We start from the raw sequence: 21880 nt of genomic DNA on the forward strand, positions 1-21880 counted from the left end.
TTGAACCCGCCATATGCGGGGCCAGCGTTGCGGCGAGCGGAGGCTATATGAGCCGATGGCGGGAAGGAGGCAAGGTTCTCTCAGCCGTCATTCCGGGGCGCGCGAAGCGCGAGCCCGGAATCCATTTCACCACCTGCCCTGACGCCCCAATGGATTCCGGGTTCGATGCTTCGCATCGCCCCGGAATGACGACGTGGTTACCTCGACTACACCGCCATCTTCCGGTGCAGCACCGGCGCGCCGGTGGTGAGGCTTTCGGCCGCATCGATGATGGCGTTGGCGTCGATGCCGTAGTGCCGATAAAGGTCCGCGATACTGCCGGTCTGGCCGAACTGCTCGACACCGAGCGCCTCGACGCGATGGCCGCGGACGCTGCCGAGCCAGCCGAGCGCGGAGGGATGACCGTCGATCACGGTCACGATGCCGCAGTCGCGCGGCAGCGGCGCCAGCAGTTTTTCGACGTGGCTGAGATGCTGGACGCCGCGGCGGTCGCGCCGCAATTTCCGCGCGGCGGTCCACCCCGCATGCAGGCGATCCGCCGAGGTGATCGCGAGCAGGCCGACGTCGCGGCGACTCTCGCCAATGAAGCCGGTCGCCTCGATCGCCTCGGGCGCGACCGCGCCGGTATAGGCGATCACGACTTCGGCATTCGGGCCCGGCTTGCGCAGCCAGTAAGCGCCGTCGGTGATGCCCTGCCTCAGCTCCGGCGTCATGATCCGCTGCGCCTGCTCGATGCTGCGCGTCGAGAGGCGCAAATACACCGAACCGCCCTCGCCCGGATCGCGCTGCATGTGCTCAAAACCGAACGCCATGATCACGGCGAGTTCGTCGACGAAGGCCGGCTCGAATGAGGCGAGGCCATCTTGCGCCATGCCGATCAGCGGCGTCGCGATCGACTGGTGCGCGCCGCCCTCCGGCGCGAGCGTGATGCCGGACGGCGTCGCCGCCACCATGAAGCGCGCATCCTGGTAGCAGGCATAGTTCAGCGCATCGAGCCCGCGCTCGATGAAGGGATCGTAGAGCGTGCCGACCGGCAGCAGCCGCTCGCCGTTGATCTGGTGCGACAGGCCGAGCGCGGAGAGCATGATGAACAGGTTCATCTCGGCGATGCCGAGCTCGAGGTGTTGGCCCTTCGGCGAGGCGTCCCAGTTGTAGGTCGAAGGAATTTTCTCGCTGCGGAATAAATCGGCCTTCTCAGCGCGTGCGAACAGGCCGCGACGGTTCACCCATGGGCCGAGATTGGTCGAGACGGTGACGTCGGGCGAGGTCGTGACGATGCGCTTTGCCAGTTCGCCGTCGCTGCGCGCGATCTCGTTGAGGACGAGGCCAAAGCCCTGCTGGGTCGACATCTGCGGCGACGGCTTGAAGGCGAGCTGCTGGGGCACCTCGACGACGGGCGCCGTCAGCCGGCGGCCGTCCTGGTTGAACGGCACCCGCGCGAGGAACGCTTCCAGTTCGGCTGCGTCCTGCGTCAGCCCTTCGAACTTGTCCCATTCATGTCCGGGCCGGATGTTCTGGCTGTCGCGGTATTTCTCCATCTGCGCGACCGTCATCAGGCCGGCGTGGTTGTCCTTGTGACCCTGGAACGGCAGGCCGACGCCCTTGATGGTATAGGCGATGAAGCAGACCGGGCGATCGTGATCGATGGAGTCGAACGCCTCCAGCATGCTCGCCATGTCGTGGCCGCCGAGATTCGACATCAGCGCCAGCAGCTCCTCGTCGCTGCGCCTGTCGATCAGCTTCGTGATCGGGCCCTGGTCGCCGATCTCGTCGTGCAGATGCTTGCGGAAGGCCGCGCCGCCCTGGAAGCACAGCGCCGCATAGAGCGCGTTCGGGCAGTTGTCGATCCAGCGCTTCAAGGCTTCGCCGCCAGCTTCCGCGAACGCCTCGCGCATCAGGCGGCCGTATTTCACGATGACGACGTCCCAGCCGAAATTGCGGAACATGGTCTCGAACTTTTCCCAGAGACCTTCGCGCACGACGGCATCGAGCGACTGGCGGTTATAGTCGACCACCCACCAGGTGTTGCGCAGGCCGTGCTTCCAGCCCTCCGCGAGCGCCTCGAAGATGTTGCCCTCGTCCATTTCGGCGTCGCCGACGAGGGCGATCATCCGCCCCTCGCGGCGGTCCTTCATCCAGCCATGCGCCTTGACGTAGTCCTGCACCAGCGACGAGAACAGCGTCTGCGCGACGCCGAGGCCGACTGAGCCGGTGGAGAAATCGACGTCGTCGACGTCCTTGGTGCGCGAGGGATAGGACTGCGCACCCTTGAAGCCGCGAAAATTCTCCAGCTTCTCGCGGGTCTGGCGGCCGAACAGATACTGGATGGCGTGGAACACCGGGCTCGCATGCGGCTTCACCGCGACGCGGTCCTCGGGCCGCAGCACGTGGAAATACAGCGCGGACATGATGGTCGCGAGCGAGGCGGAGGAGGCCTGGTGGCCGCCGACCTTTAGTCCGTCCGCATTGGAACGGATGTGGTTGGCGTGGTGGATGGTCCAGGACGACAGCCACAGCGCCTTGCGGGCCAGCGCGGTCAGGATGTCGAGGCGAGCGGGGTCAACGGGCATAGCGATGCTCCGGGAAATAAGCACTGATCATACGCCTGCGGGCCGCGCCAAACTTCTCAATTTTTCGCGCCATACCGGCTGATATTGGGATATTTTACCAATCAGACGCCTCCTGACCCAGGTTCCATCCCAATGCCAGAGCTCGACGCCATCGACCGGAAAATCCTCAGCCATCTCCAGAACGACAGCCGGATGACCATGCAGGAGCTCGCCGACAAGGTCGGGCTCTCGGTCTCGCCCTGCCACCGGCGGGTCAAGCTGCTGGAGGAGCGCGGCGTGATCTCTCGCTATATCGCAACCGTGGACCAGAAGGCGCTGGGGCTGCATGTCAGCGTCTTCATCTCGATCAAGCTGGCCCGGCAGAAGGAGGAGGACCTCAACCGCTTCGCCCGCGCAATCTCGAAATGGGACGAGGTCCTGGAGTGCTATCTGATGACCGGCAACCGCGACTATCTGCTCCGCGTCGTCGCCGCCGACCTCGCCTCCTACGAGACGTTCCTCAAGACCAAGCTGACCCGGCTCGACGGCATCGCCTCGATCGAGTCCAGCTTCGCGCTGAGCCAGGTGAAATATTCGATCGCGCTGCCGGTGTGACCTGCGTCAGCGGGATCGCACGTTGTCACATGGTCGCAACAAACCCCGCCGATGGTCGTTGTGACTGGTATTCGAGCCGAGAGAAGCACCCATGACCGCAGCCGATCGCAAATCCGAGATCTCCAAGCGCGAGCGCATCATCCAGGAAATGGCCGACGATCTCGACGAGGAACTGGAGATGGAGCTGGATGATACCCGCCTCGACGAGCTCCTCGACGAGACCGGAACGCTGAGACCGACGGTCGATCGCAGGCTCTATTTCCGGGAGCTGCTTCGCCTCCAGGGCGAGTTGATCAAGCTCCAGGACTGGGTGCAGAGCGAGAGGAAGAAGGTCGTGGTGCTGTTCGAGGGCCGCGACGCCGCCGGCAAGGGCGGCGTGATCAAGCGCATCACCCAGCGCCTCAATCCCCGCATCTGCCGCGTCGCGGCGCTTCCGGCGCCGAACGAGCGCGAGCGCACGCAATGGTACTTCCAGCGTTACGTCGCACACCTGCCGGCCGGCGGCGAGATCGTGCTGTTCGACCGTAGCTGGTACAACCGCGCCGGCGTCGAGCGCGTGATGGGCTTCTGCTCGGAGGACGAATATCAGGAGTTCTTCAAGACAGTGCCGGAGTTCGAGCGCATGCTGATCCGCTCCGGCATCATCCTGGTCAAGTACTGGTTCTCGATCACCGACGACGAGCAGCAGTTCCGCTTCACCATGCGCATCAAGGATCCCCTGAAGCAGTGGAAGCTGAGCCCGATGGACGTCGAGTCCCGCAGTCGCTGGGAGGCCTACACCAAGGCCAAGGAGACGATGCTGGAGCACACGCATCTGCCGGATAGCCCGTGGTGGATCGTCGATGCCGTGGACAAGAAGCGCGCCCGGCTCAACTGCATCGCGCATCTATTGACTCAGATCCCGTACCAGGAGGTCGTGCGGGCTCCGGTGACGCTGCCGCCGCGCGTGCGCAATCCCGACTACCAGCGAGGCCCGGTCCCGCCGGAGATGTACGTGCCGGCGAAATATTGACACTCCTACCGCCACGGCTGCACGAGGATCTTGGTGTGCGCCTCGGGATTTGCGAGATCGGCGAACGCCTTGGCGACGCCGTCGATGCCGACTTCGGCCGTCACCATCGCGGCGGCATCCACCTGCCCTTCCGCGATCAGGCGCAGTGAGCTTGCGAATTCGTCCGGCGTGTAGCCCAGCACGTACTGGACGCTCAGCTCCTTCATGATGCCGAGCATGGGCTCGCTTCTGTCGGTCTCCATGCAGACGCCGACCACGACGATCCGTGCATCGCGCGGCGCGCCTTCGAACACCTGCTGGAGCAGGCCGGGCACGCCGACACATTCGAAGATGACCGCGGGCTTCAGCGCCGGCAGCATGGCCCGGAACGGCGGCCGCGCCGCCTTCTCCGCCTCCGACATCTGCGCGTGCTCGGCCCAGGTCGCATAGGGCTGCGAGACCCGGGGATCGACGACGACGTCCGCGCCCAGCTTCGCCGCGAGCGCGCGCCGGGCCGGCGAATAGTCCGCGGCGACGATCGGGTGCAGACCCCTGAGCTTCAGCGCGGCGATCACCGCGAGGCCGACCGGGCCGCAGCCGATCACGAGCGGCACCTCGCCGCCGCTGATATTGGCTTTCGCCACGGCGTGGACGCCGACCGCCAGCGGCTCGGTGAGCGCGGCATGCTCGGGCGCAAGCCCGTTGGGCACCTCAAGCAGCAGCGCCTCGCTCAACAGCATCGCTTCGGCATAGCCGCCGACATTGTCGTTGGAATAGCCGATGCCTTCGATACCCTGCGGCGTCAGCAGCGCCGGCAGCGAGCAGACGCGGGTGCCGGGCTTGAGCTTGCGTCCGGTGCCGGTGCCGTAGTCGACGATTTCGCAGCAGAACTCGTGGCCGAACACGACGTCACGGGAGAGATCCATCGGCTTGCGCCCGACCTTCCGCGCCATCTCCACCATGCGATGGGCGTGCTGGCGCGCGTGCAGGTCGGAGCCGCAGATACCGCAGGCGAGCGTCCTGACCAGCACCTGGCCGGGGCCCGGCTTCGGCTCGGCGATCCGGTCGACGACGATCTCTCCGTTCCTGAAAATCGCGGCCCGCATCCGGCTCCTCCCGTCTTGTTTGGAGCGCTGATACCACAAAGCACGAGGAGCGAACTTGCGTCAGGCGTTCGGGGAACGCTCTTCCAGTACCAGGAGCTGGGCGCGGCGGACACGCTCGCGATGGGCGATGTAGAGGCCGCTGGCCACGATGAAGGCCGCGCCGGTGATGGTGAAGACATCGGGCACTTCGCCGAAGATGAAGAAGCCCAGAATGCTGACCCAGAGCAGCTGCGTGTAGGAGAACGGCGCCAGCACAGAGGCATCGCCGTAGCGATAGGCCAGCACGACGATCCACTGGCCCGCGGTCGAGGCGACGCCGATGAAGATGCCGAGCGCGACCGCGGTCCAGGATGGCGTGACCCAGACGAACGGTACCAGCGCGGTCAGAATCGCAAGGCCGGTCAGCGAGGAATAGGCCATGGTGGTGACAACGGCTTCGCGTCCGCTCATCATGCGCGTCAGGATTAGCGTGCCGGCCCAGCATGCCGCCGAGATCAACGGAAAGACTGCGGCGGGGTGAAATGCGCTGGTGCCCGGGCGCAGGATGATCAGCACGCCGATGAGGCCGAGCGCCGTGGCGATCCAGCGGCGCATGCCGACCTTCTCGCCGAGGAAGACGATCGAGAGCGCAGTGACGAACAGCGGCGCGACGAAGCCGGTGGCGGAGGCTTCCGCGATCGGCAGGAAGCCGAGGCCCGTGATGAAGAACAGCGAGGAGCCGAGCAGCGCCGCGCCGCGCATCACGTGAAGGCCGGGACGCTTGGTGCGCATCGCATAGAGCGGCGAGGCCGGCAGCATCACCGGCGTGAACAGCAGCGTGAAAGTGATGAATCGGATCCAGGTGATCTCGATCGAAGGCAGGCTGGCCGCCAGATACTTTGCGGTGACGTCCGAGCAGCCCAGAAAAACCGTCGAGAGCAGGATCAGCGCGATGCCCTTGAAGGGATGATCGACGCGTGCAGGCGCGCGGCGAGCCTGCTGCTTCTTCTCCGGTGCGGGCATGGGAATACTGTCGAGCCTTGCGGCTGCGGCGGGCGGCGGTGTCACGGCTGGAACCCGGGCAAAATGCGAATCGAGAACGGTCGTAAAAAACGACAAATGCGCCGCGTTCACAACTTCCGAAAACAGGATGCCGATATGCGCAGGCCGCCGCGCGCGTCAATGCTCCGTTAATATTGCCCGTTGTGCACTACAGCATGGGAAGGCTGCGCGGCTTCGGCCCGCGGGGAAACGCCGCGTCCAGCGCGGCAATCTCGTCCTTCGTCAGCACGAGGTCGCCTGCCGCCGCATTCTCGCCGGCATGTTCCGCAGACGAGGCCTTCGGAATCGCGAACACCGTGGCCGCACGGGTGAGGAAGCTCAGCGCGACCTGACGCGGCGTTGCGCGCCGCGCCTCCGCGATGCGCGCCAGCACGGCGCCGCTCTTGCTGCTGCTTGCCGGGAAATCGTCATGCCCGAACGGCGAATAGGCCACGACGGCGACACCGTGCCGCTCGCACCACGGGATCACCGCATGCTCGATCGCGCGCTCCTTCAGATGATAGAGCACCTGGTTGCACGCGATCCGGCCCTCGCCCGCAACGTCGAGAATTTCGTCGAGATCGTCCGCGTCGAAATTGGAGACGCCCCAGGATTTGATCTTGCCGGATTTCACCAGTTCCTCGAATGCAGCGACGGTGTCCTCCAGCGGATAAGAGCCGCGCCAGTGCAGGAGATAGCAGTCGAGCCGATCGGTCTTGAGCCGCTTCAGCGAGCGCTCGCAGGCGGTGATGGTTCCGCGGCGCGAGGCGTTGCTGGGCAGCACTTTCGAAACGAGGAACACCTCGTCGCGCCGGCTCGCGATCGCATCCGCGATGACGAGCTCGGCATCGCCGTACATTTCGGCGGTGTCGATATGGGTCATGCCGAGATCGAGCCCGCGCTGAAGCGCCGCGATCGCGCGCTTGCGATCGCCGTGATCGAGATACCAGGTGCCCTGCCCGATGACGGGGACGTTGGCGCCGGTCTGGCCGAAGGGATGTGTGTTCATGTTATTCCTTCAGATGCTCTAGAGATCACTGATGTCGGCAACCAGCACGCTGCCCGTCGCCGACTCCGTGATATAGAGCCGATCCTTCTTCGCGCCACCGATCGCGACATTGGTGCAGTTCGGCCCCGCGCAGGACTTGATCCGCGCGATCAGTTCGCCGTTCGGCGCGAACACGAAGACATGGCCGAGCGAGGCATGACCGACGAACAGCCGGCCCTTGGCGTCCATGGTCATCCCGTCAGGCCCGCTGGTGCCGAACAGCGAGCAGAAGCGGCCGACCTTGGACACGCTGCCGTCCTTCATGAAGGGCAACCGCCACACCGCGTTGTCGCGCGTCATCGCGACGAACAGCACGGTCTCGGTCGGGTCGAGCACGAGGCCATTCGGGCTGATGCCGGTGTCGATCAGGCAATCGAGCCGGCCGTTCGACGCGAGACGATAAACCCGACCGCTGGGATCGTGCAGGCCGGTCTGGCCCTGATCGGTGAAATAGAAATCGCCGTTGGAGGCGAGATGCAGGTCGTTGCAGCCGCGAAACGATTCCGAATTGCGCGCCGTCAGCACCGGCTTGATCCGCCCGGCCTTCGCGTCAAGCTCCATGAGGCCGTGCATGTAATCGGCAACCAGGATGCGGCCGTCGGATGCGATCTTCAGCCCGTTCGGCCAGCCCTCATATTCGGCGACCTGCGACCACTCGCCGTCAGGCGCAATACGGAAGATGCGGCCAAAGGGAATGTCGACGATGTAGAGATTGCCATCCTTGTCGAATGAAGGACCTTCGATGAAGCTGTCGGTGGCAATGCCCGGCCGGTTGGCATCGGCCCAATCGGTCCGCTCGCCCTTGCGGCGGAACTTGTCGGGCATGGCGGAGAAGACTCTTGTCTCGATCAGGCGCGGCGGCGTTTCCAGGTACATCATTGCTTTTTACGGGTGCTGAGGTGGAAGCCGCGGCAACATAGGGCACAATCGACGGTGCGTCGATTGGCGCGGGCGGCATGGCTGCGTGCCAGCCCATACCACTCTCGTGTCCCGGGCGCGCTGCAACGCGCAAGCGTTGCGGCGCAGAGCCGGAACCCAGTAAGCCACGCAACTCGGTGCAACATGGGCCCCCGGCTCTGCAGCGCACCGTCGCTCCGGACGATGCTTCGCATCGTCGGGATGACGCTGCGCTGCGTCCGGGGCACGAGATCGTAGTTTTGGCACCCACCTGCATCCAAGCCGTCATTGCGAGCGCAGCGAAGCAATCCAGAAGCCCTTATCGGGAAGAGCCTGGATTGCTTCGCTACGCGCTACGTTCGCAATGACGTTGGAGAGAGCCAGCCTACCCCGCCGCGCCGGCGACCTTGGCCGGCTTCGCCGGCGCGACCTCCGTCGTCGCGATCAGGCGCTTCAGCTCGGGGATGCAGGAGCCGCAATTGGTGCCGGCCTTGAGCCTGGCGCCGATCTCGGCGGCGGTGCGTGCGCCGCCGGCGATGGTGTCGCAGATGGTGCCGCGGCCGACGCCGAAGCACGCGCAGACGATCGGGCCGGTCGAAGCGGCGCCCTCTATCGACTTGCCGGACAGCAGCATACGGCGCTGCTCGTCGGTCACCTGGTCGGCGGCGAATGCGCTTTTCACCACCTCCCAATCGCCGGCATCGTGCGCGGGTCCGACGAACAGGCAGGTCTCGATGCGCTCGCCCGCGAACGAGGCGGCGCGATAGACCCCGCCGCCGAAGTCGCGGTACTCGGCGACGTCCTCGCCCGCGACGTTCTCGAGCCAGGCGGGCCAGCGCGAAAGATCGCCGTTGTCAGCGAAGAGATAGCCGAAGCCGCCGGCGACCGTGACGCGGGTCCACAACAGATTCTCCGGCAGGTCGATTTGTTTTCGCGACAGCGCGAAGCCGCGGAAGACGAATTCGTAAGGAGCGATCGCGGCCGGCGTCGCCTTCGCCTCCGGCTGGCCCGAGAACGGATCGGTGAAGGACTGCACCAACGCACCGACGCGGCCATGCGAGGCGTTCATCGCGCTCCAATGGATCGGCACGAACAGGGTGCCGCGCTGCTGCCGTTCGCTGACAACGGCCTTCAGGATGCACTGGCCGTAATCCGTGGTGATGCGGGCATAGCTGTCATGGGCGATGCCGTATTTGCTGGCGTCATCGGGATGAATCTCGACGAAGGGCTCCGGCAAATGCGCGCCCAGCCGTTGGCTCAGCCCCGTGCGCGTCATGGTGTGCCACTGGTCGCGGATGCGCCCGGTGTTGAGCCGCAGGGGGCGCGACGGACCGGTCTCGCCGCGCAGCGCCGGCACCTCCGGCGCGACGAAGCGGCCCTTGCCGTCATTGGTGAAGAAGCCGCCTTGCGCAAAGAAACGCTCGCCGGGCCTCTGCCCCTCGCGCGCGGGCCATTGCACCGGCTCCAAGGCGTCGAAGGCGTCGTCGGTCAGCGACGTCAGCGCGCCGATGTCGAAATCACGGCTGCCATTGTTCTCGAAGGCCGAGAGTGCGGCATGCTCGCGAAAGATATCGGCAGCGGATTTGTAGTTGAAGCTGTCGCCGAAACCGAAACGTTTTGCGATCTCGCTGAGAATCCACCAATCGGGGCGCGCCTCGCCCGGCGCCGGCAGGAAGGCGCGCTGGCGCGAGATACGCCGCTCGGAATTGGTCACCGTGCCCGACTTCTCGCCCCAGGCCAGCGCCGGCAACAGCACATGCGGACCGGCCTCGACCGTGTCGTTGGAGAGCACGTTCTCGGAAACCACGAACAGTTCGAGCTTCTTCAGGGCTTCGCGGACCATGTCGGCATCCGGCAGCGACACCGCCGGGTTGGTGCCCATCACCCACAGCGCCTTGATCTCGCCGCGGTTGATGGCCTCGAACAATTGCACCGCCTTCAGCCCCTCATGGGTGGCGATGCGCGGCGCCTTCCAGAACCGCCTGACGCGATCGATGTCGGGCGGCGTGAAACCCATATGGGCGGCAAGCATATTGGCGAGGCCGCCGACCTCGCGACCGCCCATCGCATTGGGCTGGCCGGTGAGCGAGAACGGCGAGGCGCCGGGCTTGCCGATGCGCCCCGTCGCAAGATGGCAGTTCAGGATGGCGTTGACCTTGTCGGTGCCCTGCGCCGACTGGTTGACCCCTTGCGAATAGAGCGTGACGACCTTCTCGGTGTCACGGAACATCCTGAAGAAGGTGGCGACGTCCTGCTCGGAGAGGCCCGTGGCAAGCGCCGTCGCAGTGACACTGCCGGCGATGTTGCGCGCACGCGCCAGCGCGTCGTCGTATCCGCTGGTGTTCCGTGCGATGTAGTCCCGATCGAGTGCGCCATTGTCGGCGAGATGAACGAGGAGGCCGGAGAACAGCGCCGTGTCGGTGCCGGGCCTGAGGCCGAGGAACAGGTCGACATCGCCAGCGGTGTCGGTACGGCGCGGGTCGATCACGACCATGCGCGCGCCGCGCTCCCCACGGTTCTTCAGCATGCGCTGGAACAGCACAGGATGGCACCAGGCCGCATTCGAGCCGACGAAGACGAGCAGGTCGGCCTGGTCGAGATCCTCGTAGCAGCCAGGCACGGTGTCGGCGCCGAAGGCGCGGCGATGGCCCGCAACTGAAGAGGACATGCAGAGCCGGGAATTGGTGTCGACATTCGCCGTGCCGACAAACCCCTTCATCAGCTTGTTGGCGACGTAATAGTCCTCGGTCAGCAGCTGACCGGAGAGATAGAACGCGACTGCGTCCGCGCCGTCGCGCGCCACGATGTGCTTCATGCGATGGGCGACGTGGTCGAGCGCATCGCTCCAGGCGACCCGCTCGAGCACGCCCTTGCAGCGGATCATCGGATACAGCAGCCGACCTTCGAGGCCGACGGTCTCGCCGAGCGCCGAGCCCTTGGAGCACAGCCGGCCGAAATTGGCGGGATGATCGGGATCGCCGGCGATCGCCGCGCCGCCCTTGCCGTCGGGCGTCGCGAGCACGCCGCAACCGACGCCGCAATAGGGACAGGTGGTCTTGGTGGTGCGGAGATTTGGATCGATCGCCGTCATGTCACGCCGCTTTCGAAGGCTGCGCTACCGCGCGGCCAAACATCATATCGGTACGGATCGCCGCGACCTTGTCGCGATTGCGGATCAGCTCGAGGTACCAGAGCGCATCGACGGTATCGCCGATCAGCACGGCGCCGGTGAGCCGGCCGTCGGCGATCACGAGCTTCTTGTAGGTGCCGCGGCTGCGGTCCGACAGCACGAGGCTCTCGCTGCCCTCCCCGCCCATGAAGTCGCCGGCGGAGAACACGCTGACGCCGGAGACCTTCAGATTGGTCGAGACCACGCTGCCCTGATAGGCGGCGGGGCGGCCGGAAAGGTGCCGCGCCAGCACGCGCGCCTGCTCATAAGCGGGCTCGACAAGGCCATAGCAGGTGCCGCGATGCTCGGCGCATTCGCCGAGCGCGAAGATGTCGGCTGAGGAGGTCTGCATGACGTCGTTGACGACGATCCCGCGATTGACCGCGATGCCCGCATCCTTCGCCAGCACGACGTTCGGCTTGATGCCGGCAGCGAAAATCACGGCGTCGGCCTCGATGCGGTTGCCGTCGGCGAGCTCGACGGCCTCGACCTGACCGTCGCCATGGATGCACTTCGTGCTGGCGTTGAGCAGGATGCGGATGCCCTTGCGCTCGACCAGCGTCTTCAGCAGGTCGGCGGCGGGCGGATCGAGCTGGCGCTCCATCAGCCGGTCCATCAGATGCAGCAGCGTCACGGGGGCACCGGCCTTGGCGAGGCCATAGGCCGCCTCCAGCCCGAGCAAACCGCCTCCGACCACCACGACGCGCTTCTTCGCCGCCGCCAGCGTCAGCAGCAGGTCGACGTCGCGGGTGTCGCGAAAGGTGTGCACCCCGGCTAGATCGGCACCCGGCACGTTGAGCCGCAGCGGCGTCGAGCCGGTGGCGAGGACGAGCTTGGAGTACTCCATGCTCTCCTCGCCTTCGATCTTCAGCTCGCGGCGGCCGGTGTCGATCTCGGTGACGCGATAGCCGTAGCGGACCGTGACGCCGCGGTGTCGCCACCACTCGGCCGGCCGCAGTTCGATCTCGTGCGATCCGGTCTCACCGGCCAGCACGGAGGAGAGCAGCACGCGGTTGTAAGCGAGCCGCGGCTCTTCGCCGATCACGGCGACGGCGTAGCGGCCGAGCGCGGTCTTCGCGAGCTCGTCGACCAGACGCGCGGCCGCCATACCGTTACCGACGATGATCAGCGGTTCACTCACGAGGCATCTCCTATTCGGCGGCCTGCGCTGGTGCGCCATAGGCCTCGGATATCATGTAGCCGGACAACACGCCGTAGGTGTCGGTCCAGGCCTTGGCGAGATCTGGCGTCCAGGCTTCGCCAAGACCCTTCTCCAGGGTCCACAGCAAGGTCGCGCCGACCACAGGGTAGTGCTCGGCCTTGGCGCCGTAGGCGACGTGTCGCTTGGCGAGGGCGGAGGCCGCGGGAAGAATCGACTCGAGGTTCGACAGGCCTCCGACCACGGCGGCGAGCATGCCCATCAGCTTCTTGCGCTGCTCGGTCATGTCCTCAGGAAACATCGCGCGCACGGACGGCGCCACCTCGAACAGGCGATCGTAGAACAGCACCGCGGCCTGCTCCGATATCGGCGCGACCTTGGTGAAGCTCTGCTGAATGAGGGTAATCTGTTCGGGCGTCATGATGTTCTCCTGTCTGTTTCGGTCTGCCTTCGTCCGCGCCATTGCGGAAAAAGTTCATGGATCAAACGTCATCAGAGAAACTTCTCCCCGCGTACGGAGAGAAGCGACATTCGTGCCAAGTTCTATCTTCTGAGCATGATCTGGTCGGAAAGCCGCTTCACACTTTTCCGGATCATGCTCTACACGCGCGCTCCGGCGAGGCTTGGCGCGCCTTCACCCTGCGGGCTGCGACGCAGGTAGAACCACCAGGTCAGGGCGAGGCACGAGGCGTAGAAGGCGAGATAGATCGCGAGCGCGAGCTGCGGCCCGCCGGTCATGGCGATCGACTTTCCGAAGCCGCTCGGGATCAGATAGCCGCCGACGGCACCGATCGCGCCGATGAAGCCGACCGCCGCGCCGCTTTCGATGCTCGCGGTCTTCAGCGCGGCCGCACGTGCGCCATCGCCCTTGCCGCGCACCTTGAACAGGTTCTCCTCGCGGAAGATCGAGGGGATCATGCGGTAGGTCGAGCCGTTGCCGATGCCCGTCGTCACGAACAGGATCAGGAACATCGACAGGAAGCCGATGAAATCCTTTTGCCCGACGAAGTAGAGCACGCCAACCGTGGCGCCCGCCATCGCGATGAAGTTCCAGAAGGTGATGATGGAGCCGCCGACCCGATCTGCGAGCCAGCCGCCGAGCGGACGCGACAGCGAGCCGACCAGCGGGCCCAGGAAGGCGATCGAGATCATCACGGTGGGGAATTGCGTCTTGATCAGAAGCGGAAACGCCGCGGAATAGCCGATGAAAGACCCGAACGTGCCGATGTAGAGATACGCCATGATCCAGGTGTGCTTGCGCTTGACGACCGCAAGCTGGTTCTTCACCGACGATTTCGCCGTGGTGAGATTGTTCATGAAGAACACCGCGCCGAACACCGCGATCGCGATCGGCAGCACCCACATCAGGCCGGCGTTCTGGAGATAGATGCCGTCGACGGGCGTCGCCTGGAACAGGTTGAAGACCGCGAGCGTCATCAGGATCGGGGTCAGGAGCTGCACGCTGGAGACGCCGATATTGCCGCCGGCGGCGTTGAGGCCGAGCGCCCATCCCTTCATCCGGTCGGGGAAGAAGAAGGAGATGTTGGTCATGCTGGAGGCGAAATTGCCGCCGCCGAGACCCGCGGTCGAGGCGACCAGCAGCATGAGCCAGAACGGCGTGTCGGGCTGGCTCACGAAATAGGCGAGCGACAAGGTCGGGATGAACAGGATCGCCGCGCTGAAGATGGTCCAGTTCCGACCGCCGAACGTCGTCACTGCGAAGGTGTAGGGAAAGCGCATCAAGGCGCCGATCAGCCCCGGCACGGCGACGAGCTGGAACAGCTGGTCGGTGGTGTAGTGGAAGCCGGCCTGCGGCAGCTTGGTCGTGACGATGCTCCAGATCAGCCAGACCGAGAAGCCGATATGCTCGGCTACGATCGACCAGATCAGGTTGCGCCGCGCGATCGTCTTGCCGGTCGCGTTCCAGAACGCCTCATCCTCGGGGCGCCAGTCAGAAATCCAAGTGGGACTCTTCGTCATTGCATATCCCTTCCAGTCTCACCGCTGCGTCGTTGCAGGCTCAGCCTCCAGACAAGGAGGCGCGCTCCGAGGCTTCACCCCGGTGGCGAGTTCACGATGCTGATTGATGATGTTGAGGGACGTCGTCGTTGGCGTCGCGCAAAGACACTTCAATTTCCGTGCCAGTTGCGCGCACACTGGAAATGTAGGGATTTCAGGACGTTATTCGTACTGCCCGAATTCTTTGCAGGACTTTTCCGCACGCTAAACTTGCGATTCGCTCAATCCCTGTGCGATGCACAAGGATTGAGCTCGGTGTGGATCAGCTGGGCGCGGGCATGTTTCACGTCAACGCGTGATTTACGCGGCCTCGACGAAGCGATGACGCTCGTAGAGGAATTCGAGCACGCGCTGGCGGCACTTCAGATAGGTGGCGTTGGTCGCGAGCTCGAGCCGCTTGCGCGGCCGCGCCAGCGGCACCTCCAGCACCTCGCCGATGCGCGCGCTCGGCCCGTTCGTCATCATGACGATGCGGTCGGACAGCAACACGGCCTCGTCGACATCGTGCGTGATCATCAGGATGGTGTTGCCGAGCTTCTGATGCAGCGCCATGACCGAGTCCTGCAGATGGGCTCGGGTCAGCGCGTCGAGCGCGCCGAACGGCTCGTCCAGCAGCAGCACCTTCGGCTCCATGGCGAGCGCCCGCGCGATGCCGACGCGCTGCTTCATGCCGCCGGAGATTTCGGAAGGACGCTTGTCCCTGGCATGAGCCATCTGCACGAGATTGAGATTGTGCATCACCCAGGCGTCGCGCTCGGCGCGGGACTTGGTCCTGGCAAAGACCTTGTCGACGCCGAGCTTGACGTTCTCGTAGACGGTCAGCCACGGCAGCAGGCTGTGGTTCTGGAACACCACGGCGCGGTCGGGCCCCGGCGAGTTCACCTCGCGGTTTTCCAGCAGCACGCCGCCCGTGGTGGCGCCGGTGAGCCCTGCGATGATGTTGAGCAGGGTCGACTTGCCGCAGCCGGAATGGCCGATGATCGAGACGTACTCGCCCTTCTCGATCGTCAGGTTGATGTCCTTCAGCACCTCCGTGGTGGCGGCGCCGCGGGTGAAGACCTTGTCGATGTGGTCGAGCTTCAGATAGGCGGTCATGTCCCCTCTCCTCAGTTCTGCGCGGTACCGTGGGTGACGAATTTGCCGAGCCCCGCGATCAGGCGGTCCAGCACGAAGCCGATGATGCCGACATAGAACAGCGCCAGGATGATCTCGCTGATATGCGAGGAGTTCCAGGCGTCCCAGATGAAGAAGCCGATGCCGACGCCGCCGATCAGCATTTCCGCCGCGACGATCGCAAGCCACGACAGGCCGATGCCGATGCGCAGGCCCGTGAAGATGTAGGGCGCCGCCGCCGGGATCATGATCTTTGCGAAGAATTCCAGCGGATTGAGCTGCACCACGGCCGCGACGTTGCGATAGTCCTGCGGGATGTTGCGGATGCCGACCGCGGTGTTGATGATGATCGGCCAGATCGAGGTGATGAAGATGACGAAGATCGCGGAAGGCTGGCCGTCGCGGAACGCCGCGAGCGACAGCGGCAACCAGGCCAGCGGCGGAATCGTGCGCAGCACCTGGAACAGCGGATCGAGCCCGCGCATCGCCCAGACCGACTGCCCGACCAGCACGCCGAGCCCGATGCCGGCAATGGCCGACAGCGAATAGCCGAAGGCGACGCGCTGGAGACTGGCGGACAGATGCCAGAACAGGCCCTTGTCGATGCCGCCATTGTCGAAGAACGGATCGAGGATCAGTTCCTTCGTGTCCGTGAACACCTTCGACGGCGGCGGCAGCGCCGAGCCCGCGCGGCGGCAGACCAGCTCCCACACCAGCGTCAGCAGCGCAATGACGACCAGCGGCGGGATCACGCGCACGGCCGTCTCCCGTGCCATGCGTGCGTAAGCTTCGGCGCGCGGGGGACGCTTTGGCGTCAGCGCGACGACTGGCGCAATTGTTGCGGCAGGCTTCGCGGTCTCAACCTCGATCTTGGTGGCAGTCATGCTCATCGCAATCTCTCTCCGGATTGGCTGGGACGATGCGGCCGCCGCCCATGGGCGGCCGCTGGCTCCATCAGACTTCGACGCGCTTGATCGCGAGCGACTTCAGATAGGCTGCCGGATTCTCCGGATCGAAGACCTTGCCGTCGAAAAAGGTCTCCTTGCCGCGCGAGGTGGATGTCGGAATATCGGCGGCGGCGACGCCGAGGGTCTTGGCCGCGTCCTTCCAGAGGTCCTCGCGGTTGACCTTGGCAATCAGCGCCTTGCTGTCAAAACCGGCCTCGTACTTGCCCCAGCGGATGTCCTCGGTCATGAACCACAGGTCGTGGCTCTTGAAGGGATAGGAGGCATGATCCTTCCAGAAGCGCATCTGCTGCGGCGAGTTGTCGACCACCCGGCCAGTACCGTAGTCGAACTTGCCCTTCATGCGGTCGGTGATGTCCTCGACCGGGCAATTGATCCACTGGCGCTTGGCGCAGATCACCGCGGCTTCCTCGCGGTTTTCCATCTTCTCGGACCACTGCTGGGCTTCCATCACCGCCATCAGCAGTGCCTTCGCTGCCTTCGGGTATTTGTCGACCCAGGCCGCGCGCATGCCGAACGACTTTTCGGGATGCTTGTCCCAGAGCTCACCGGTGGTGATTGCGGTGTAGCCGATGTTCTGATGGATGAGCTGCAGATTCCACGGCTCGCAAACGCAGAAGCAATCCATGGTGCCGACCTTCATGTTGGCGACCATCTGCGGTGGCGGCACCACGATGGTTTCGATATCCTTGTCCGGATCGATGCCGCCGGCGGCGAGCCAATAGCGGATCCAAAGATCATGCGTGCCGCCCGGGAAGGTCATCGCGGCCTTGACAGCCTTGCCTCCGGCCTTCTTCTTCTCCAGCGCAGTCTTGAAGGGCGCGGTGTCGATCCCGACCTTGATATCTGCATACTCCTTGGCAACGGAGATGCACTGACCATTCAGGTTCAACCGCGCCAGGATGTACATGGGCGTCGGCTGATTGTTCTGTGTCACCTTACCCGCCGAGATCAGATACGGCATCGGTGTCAGGATATGTGCGCCATCGATGCCGTTGCCCTCGGAGCCGAGCACGAGATTGTCACGGGTGGTGCCCCAGGAAGCCTGCTTCTGTACCTCGACATCGGGCATGCCATACTTGGCGAAAAAGCCCTTTTCCTTGGCGACGAATAGCGGCGTGGCGTCCGTCAGCGCAATGAAGCCGAGCTTGGCGCCCTTGACCTCGGGGCCGGCGTCCTGCGCGAAGGCGCCGGCGGGGAAATTCAGCTTGGCGGCGGCGAGCAATGCGGCGGTCGCGCCGGTGGCTTTCAACAATTGACGGCGGCTGAGGCCAGTCTTGGAGGGCCGGCGAATGCGCTTGGTCATAGGCTGTGTCGTCCTTTGCGGCTGTGCGGAATGATTTGCGGCTGTGCGCGCGAGCGGCCCGTCCGTCCGGTGGCGCCATCTTCGGCGCATGCGAACGCGCGACGGGGAGGACCCCCGTCTGGTGGCGTCAGCAAATCGGATGAGAATTCTCGCGGGACGGCTTCAATGGCGTCGGCTGGAACCATTCAAGCTTCATGCCAAGCCCGGCGCTTTGAAAAGCGAAAACGAATCAATGTGTTATATCGGCGGCGCTAGACTGTCGCAGGTCGGTTCCGCACGGGAAATTTGCGACCTGCACATTGCTTGTGCGACGCACAAAGCTTGGGCAACAGCTCAAGAAAAAGGCCGAAGCGAAGTCAGAATCAGATCAAGCAGAGCGGCATCACATTGAAATTACTCGGTATTTTTGACACTACGCGCCGGCACGCAACTTGCTTTTCTTTCAACGTCAACGAAGACTGCGGCTTGCCGCATTGATGCAGCCTCTGGCGGCCGCATCCCGGAAGCTCAACTGCTTCGCGGCCCTTCCCGGCTCAAAGTCCTCGTGACGCGATTCCCAAGGCTTCCAGATTTTCCATAGCCCTCGTGCGCGGCAGGCAGCCCGCACGGCCGAACACGTTCAGCCGCGCTCTCCGGAGCGTGTCGATCTCCCTTAGGAAGCAAAGGAACCATTGATGTCGTATCTCGCGCCTTCGGAATTCGTCACCAAGATGGTGGATGCAGGCGAGTCCAAGATCTTCATGTCCACCCGGGATACCATCATCCGAGCCTATATGGCGGGCGCCATCCTGGCGCTGGCGGCCTGGTTCGCCGTGACGATCAACGTCAACACCGGCCAGCCGCTGATCGGCGCGCTGCTGTTTCCGGTCGGCTTCGTCATGCTCTACCTGCTGGGCTTCGATCTCCTCACCGGCGTCTTCGTGCTCTCCCCGCTCGCCCTGATCGACAAGCGCCCGGGCGTCACCATCGGCGGCGTGCTGCGCAATTGGGGTCTCGTGTTCGTCGGCAACTTCGCCGGCGCCTTCACGGTGGCCTTCATGATGGCTTTCGTCACGACCTTCGGCTTCACCCAGGCGCCGGACAAGGTCGGCGCCGCTATCGGCAATATCGGCGAAGGGCGAACCCTCGGCTATGCCGCGCACGGCGCGGCAGGCATGGCGACGCTGTTCTTACGCGGCATGCTCTGCAACTGGATGGTCTCGACCGGCGTCGTCGGCGCCATGATCTCGACCTCGGTCCCGGGCAAGGTCATCGCGATGTGGATGCCGATCCTGGTGTTCTTCTACATGGTGTTCGAGCATTCCGTCGTGAACATGTTCCTGTTCCCGTCCGGGTTGCTGCTCGGCGCGAAGTTCTCGATCATGGATTATCTGATCTGGAACGAGATCCCGACCGTGCTCGGCAACCTCGTCGGCGGCCTCGCCTTCACCGGCATGACCCTCTACGCCACGCACGTCATGACCCTGCCGAAGCGCCAGGCCGCCAAGGCTGTGAAGCCCCGCGTTGCGGCCTGATCGAACCCATCTCGACAGGGGAGCCGCGACCGAGCACGGTGAGGCTCCCCTTTGCCGGTGGCGACGATGACCTGCGGACTCCAGATCTCGGTCGGCCAGCATTCCGACAAGGGCCGCAAGCCCGTCAACCAGGACTTTCACGGTGTCCTGATTCCGGGAGAGCCGCTGCTCAGCCTGAAGGGCATCGCGGCCGTCCTCGCCGACGGCATCTCCTCCAGCACGGTGAGCCAGATCGCCAGCGAGTCGGCGGTCAAGAGCTTCCTGATGGACTATTACTGCACGTCGGAATCCTGGACGGTGAAGACCTCCGCCCGCCGCGTGCTGGAGGCGACCAATTCCTGGCTGCACGCGCAGACGCGCAAGAGCCAATATGCCTATGACCGGGACAAGGGCTATGTCTGCACTCTCAGCGCCATGGTCATCAAGGCGACCACCGCGCACATCTTTCATGTCGGCGATTGCCGCGTCTACCGCCTCGCCGGCAAGACGCTCGAGCAGCTGACCGACGATCACCGCATCATCGTGTCGTCGGAGCAGACCTATCTCGGCCGCGCGCTCGGCATCAATCCGCAGCTCGAGATCGACTATCAGGCCTTCGAGGTCGAGGCCGGCGACATCTTTCTGCTGGCAACCGACGGCGCCTATGAATTCGTCGACGCACGCTTCGTCACGAGCACGATGAATGAGCATGCGGGCGATCTCGACGCGGCGGCGAAGGCCATCGTCGAGGAGGCCTACCAGCGCGGCAGCGACGACAACATCACCGTCCAGATCCTGCGCATCGATGCGGTGCCGCAGCGCGAGCCGGCCGGCATCTTCAATCAGACCGCACAATTGCCGCTGCCGCCGCTGCCGCAGCCGCGTGCGATCTTCGATGGCTACCGGATCGTCCGCGAGATTCACGGCAGCAGCCGCAGCCATATCTATCTTGCCGCCGATGTGGAGACCGGGGAACCGGTCGCGCTCAAGCTGCCGTCGGTCGACCTCCGCGACAATGCTGCGTACCTGAAGCGCTTTCTGATGGAGGAGTGGATCGCGCGCCGCATCGACAGCCCGCACGTGCTGAAGCCGCGGTCACCGTCGAGACGGCGCAGCTACCTCTACGTCGCGACCGAATTCGTCGAGGGACAGACCCTGAAGCAGTGGATGATCGACAATCCGCGCCCCGATCTCGAAACCGTGCGCGGTCTCATCGAGCAGATTGCCGCGGGCCTGCGCGCCTTCCACCGCATGGAGATGCTGCATCAGGACCTCAGGCCCGACAACATCCTGATCGACAAGACCGGCACCGCCAGGATCATCGACTTCGGATCGGTCAGGGTGGCCGGCGTCGCAGAGGCCGCACCTCGCGACGAGGCCGACGAAATCCTGGGAACGGTCCAGTATACGGCGCCGGAGTATTTTCTTGGACAGGGCGGCTCACCGCACTCCGACATGTTTTCGCTGGCCGTGATCTGCTATCAGATGGTGACGGGAAAGCTGCCCTATGGCACCCAAGTCGCGAAAATCCGGCGCAAGGCGGATGTACGCAGGCTCCAGTATCGCCCGGCCGACGACGACCGCAATGTGCCGGCCTGGGTCGATGGCGCGTTCAGGCGCGCGCTCCATCCCGATCCCTACAAGCGACACGAGGACCTGTCCGAATTCGTCCACGAGCTTCGCACGCCCAACCCGGCCTATCTCGACACGCGAATGACGCCGCTCCTGGAGCGCAATCCGCTGATGTTCTGGAAGGTGACGTCGGCGGCGCTCGCCTGCGCGGTCATCGCGCTGCTGGCGCTGCTGCACGCGCGCTAAACGTTTAAGGCGCAAGTGTCAATTTCGGCCGAGCAAGCGGAAATAATGTGGCCCGTCCGAGCATCGCTCGCTCGTGCCTCCAAAGCGGCAATATTAGGGCGGTCCGTTGGTCATAGATTATCGTCAGCTTTAGCTTGCATGGCCGCTATCAGCATACGCTCCACCAAGCCGTCGAATTCCAACTTCCCGATGGGATCGGTCGCAGCAAGCTCATCGCAAGGCCTCTTGTAGTTGCCCCACCAACCATGACGTAGTGCGTCATGGTGAAGGACGCGCGCAGCAGCTTCGACCGCTTTTGCGGTCGGCCCTTCAATCAACGCAACCGCGGATTTGCCGGCGCGCTCTCTCGTTAGCTGACTGTTTGCAGGAAGTGCGAGTTCTAATAGATAATCCCTTACAACGGCGTCTGACTTGTAGCCGATGTCGTTGCGAGATACGATCAAGCTGGCCCAGCGTTCGACGTCATGGCGGTTCAAATCGCCGTCGCAATAACGACGAAGGATCGACACCACATGCCTTCGCCCGTCCAGCGGCTTTTTAAGCTCAAGCAGCTCGTGCAGCACTGATTTTCTTTCCACGCAGAAGATCCGGGGTTTGGGCCAACGATCCAAT

At 64.4% G+C, this 21880-nt stretch carries 17 protein-coding genes; 4 read left to right on the forward strand and 13 right to left on the reverse strand.

Features of this window, described 5'->3' with window-relative positions; all coding sequences use genetic code 11:
* Positions 1-206 precede the first annotated feature (206 nt).
* Positions 207-2570 (reverse strand): transketolase, encoded by a 2364-nt coding sequence (locus tag XH96_RS28400; RefSeq protein WP_194388821.1) that lies wholly within the window; start codon positions 2568-2570, stop codon positions 207-209.
* A gap of 132 nt (positions 2571-2702) precedes the next feature.
* Here XH96_RS28400 and XH96_RS28405 point away from each other — a divergent pair, with 132 nt between their 5' ends.
* Both XH96_RS28405 and ppk2 read left to right on the forward strand, forming a co-directional pair.
* Positions 2703-3164 (forward strand): Lrp/AsnC family transcriptional regulator, encoded by a 462-nt coding sequence (locus XH96_RS28405; RefSeq protein ID WP_028177825.1) that lies wholly within the window; start codon positions 2703-2705, stop codon positions 3162-3164.
* A 91-nt stretch (positions 3165-3255) separates the two neighbouring features.
* Positions 3256-4176, forward strand: coding sequence for a polyphosphate kinase 2 (gene ppk2 / locus XH96_RS28410; protein WP_194388822.1), 921 nt, complete (start codon positions 3256-3258; stop codon positions 4174-4176).
* Positions 4177-4181: 5 nt separating this feature from the next.
* Here ppk2 and XH96_RS28415 read toward each other — a convergent pair whose 3' ends face one another.
* The 11 genes from XH96_RS28415 to XH96_RS28465 all read right to left on the reverse strand — a co-directional run bounded on the left by XH96_RS28415 (position 4182) and on the right by XH96_RS28465 (position 17957).
* Positions 4182-5261 (reverse strand): zinc-binding dehydrogenase, encoded by a 1080-nt coding sequence (locus XH96_RS28415; protein WP_194388824.1) that lies wholly within the window; start codon positions 5259-5261, stop codon positions 4182-4184.
* Between the two features lie 60 nt (positions 5262-5321).
* Positions 5322-6263, reverse strand: a complete 942-nt coding sequence (locus tag XH96_RS28420) for a DMT family transporter (RefSeq protein WP_194394290.1) — start codon at positions 6261-6263, stop codon at positions 5322-5324.
* Positions 6264-6450: 187 nt separating this feature from the next.
* On the reverse strand, positions 6451-7290 hold the full coding sequence (locus tag XH96_RS28425) for an aldo/keto reductase (protein ID WP_194388826.1): 840 nt from the start codon (positions 7288-7290) through the stop codon (positions 6451-6453).
* Between the two features lie 18 nt (positions 7291-7308).
* On the reverse strand, positions 7309-8205 hold the full coding sequence (locus XH96_RS28430; protein WP_194394291.1) for an SMP-30/gluconolactonase/LRE family protein: 897 nt from the start codon (positions 8203-8205) through the stop codon (positions 7309-7311).
* Positions 8206-8611: 406 nt separating this feature from the next.
* Positions 8612-11317 (reverse strand): nitrate reductase, encoded by a 2706-nt coding sequence (locus tag XH96_RS28435; protein ID WP_194388827.1) that lies wholly within the window; start codon positions 11315-11317, stop codon positions 8612-8614.
* A 1-nt stretch (position 11318) separates the two neighbouring features.
* A complete protein-coding gene (locus XH96_RS28440; protein WP_194388829.1) occupies positions 11319-12536 on the reverse strand; it encodes an NAD(P)/FAD-dependent oxidoreductase in 1218 nt (405 codons plus the stop codon).
* 10 nt (positions 12537-12546) lie between these two features.
* Complete coding sequence (locus XH96_RS28445) at positions 12547-12975, reverse strand: globin family protein (protein ID WP_194388831.1); 429 nt, start codon at positions 12973-12975, stop codon at positions 12547-12549.
* Between the two features lie 179 nt (positions 12976-13154).
* Entirely contained in the window at positions 13155-14534 is a 1380-nt protein-coding gene (locus XH96_RS28450; protein ID WP_194388833.1) for an MFS transporter, read from the reverse strand.
* Positions 14535-14873: 339 nt separating this feature from the next.
* Positions 14874-15668 carry an ABC transporter ATP-binding protein gene (locus tag XH96_RS28455; RefSeq protein ID WP_194388834.1) on the reverse strand — a complete coding sequence of 265 codons (795 nt, stop codon included), beginning with the start codon at positions 15666-15668 and terminating at the stop codon, positions 14874-14876.
* A gap of 11 nt (positions 15669-15679) precedes the next feature.
* Positions 15680-16576, reverse strand: a complete 897-nt coding sequence (gene ntrB, locus XH96_RS28460; RefSeq protein WP_194388836.1) for a nitrate ABC transporter permease — start codon at positions 16574-16576, stop codon at positions 15680-15682.
* A gap of 64 nt (positions 16577-16640) precedes the next feature.
* Positions 16641-17957 (reverse strand): CmpA/NrtA family ABC transporter substrate-binding protein, encoded by a 1317-nt coding sequence (locus XH96_RS28465; RefSeq protein ID WP_194388838.1) that lies wholly within the window; start codon positions 17955-17957, stop codon positions 16641-16643.
* Between the two features lie 674 nt (positions 17958-18631).
* Between XH96_RS28465 and XH96_RS28470 the strand changes: the two genes are divergently transcribed.
* The gene (locus XH96_RS28470; protein ID WP_194388840.1) at positions 18632-19471 is read left to right on the forward strand and encodes a formate/nitrite transporter family protein; all 840 of its coding nucleotides are present in this window, start codon (positions 18632-18634) and stop codon (positions 19469-19471) included.
* Between the two features lie 66 nt (positions 19472-19537).
* A complete protein-coding gene (locus XH96_RS28475; protein ID WP_194388842.1) occupies positions 19538-21268 on the forward strand; it encodes a bifunctional protein-serine/threonine kinase/phosphatase in 1731 nt (576 codons plus the stop codon).
* A gap of 110 nt (positions 21269-21378) precedes the next feature.
* Here the strand turns inward: XH96_RS28475 and XH96_RS28480 are convergent, their stop codons facing one another.
* Entirely contained in the window at positions 21379-21831 is a 453-nt protein-coding gene (locus XH96_RS28480) for a hypothetical protein (RefSeq protein ID WP_194388844.1), read from the reverse strand.
* Positions 21832-21880: the final 49 nt, after the last annotated feature.

The organism is Bradyrhizobium sp. CCBAU 51765 (genome assembly GCF_015291725.1).
GTDB classification, from domain to species: Bacteria; Pseudomonadota; Alphaproteobacteria; order Rhizobiales; family Xanthobacteraceae; genus Bradyrhizobium; species Bradyrhizobium liaoningense.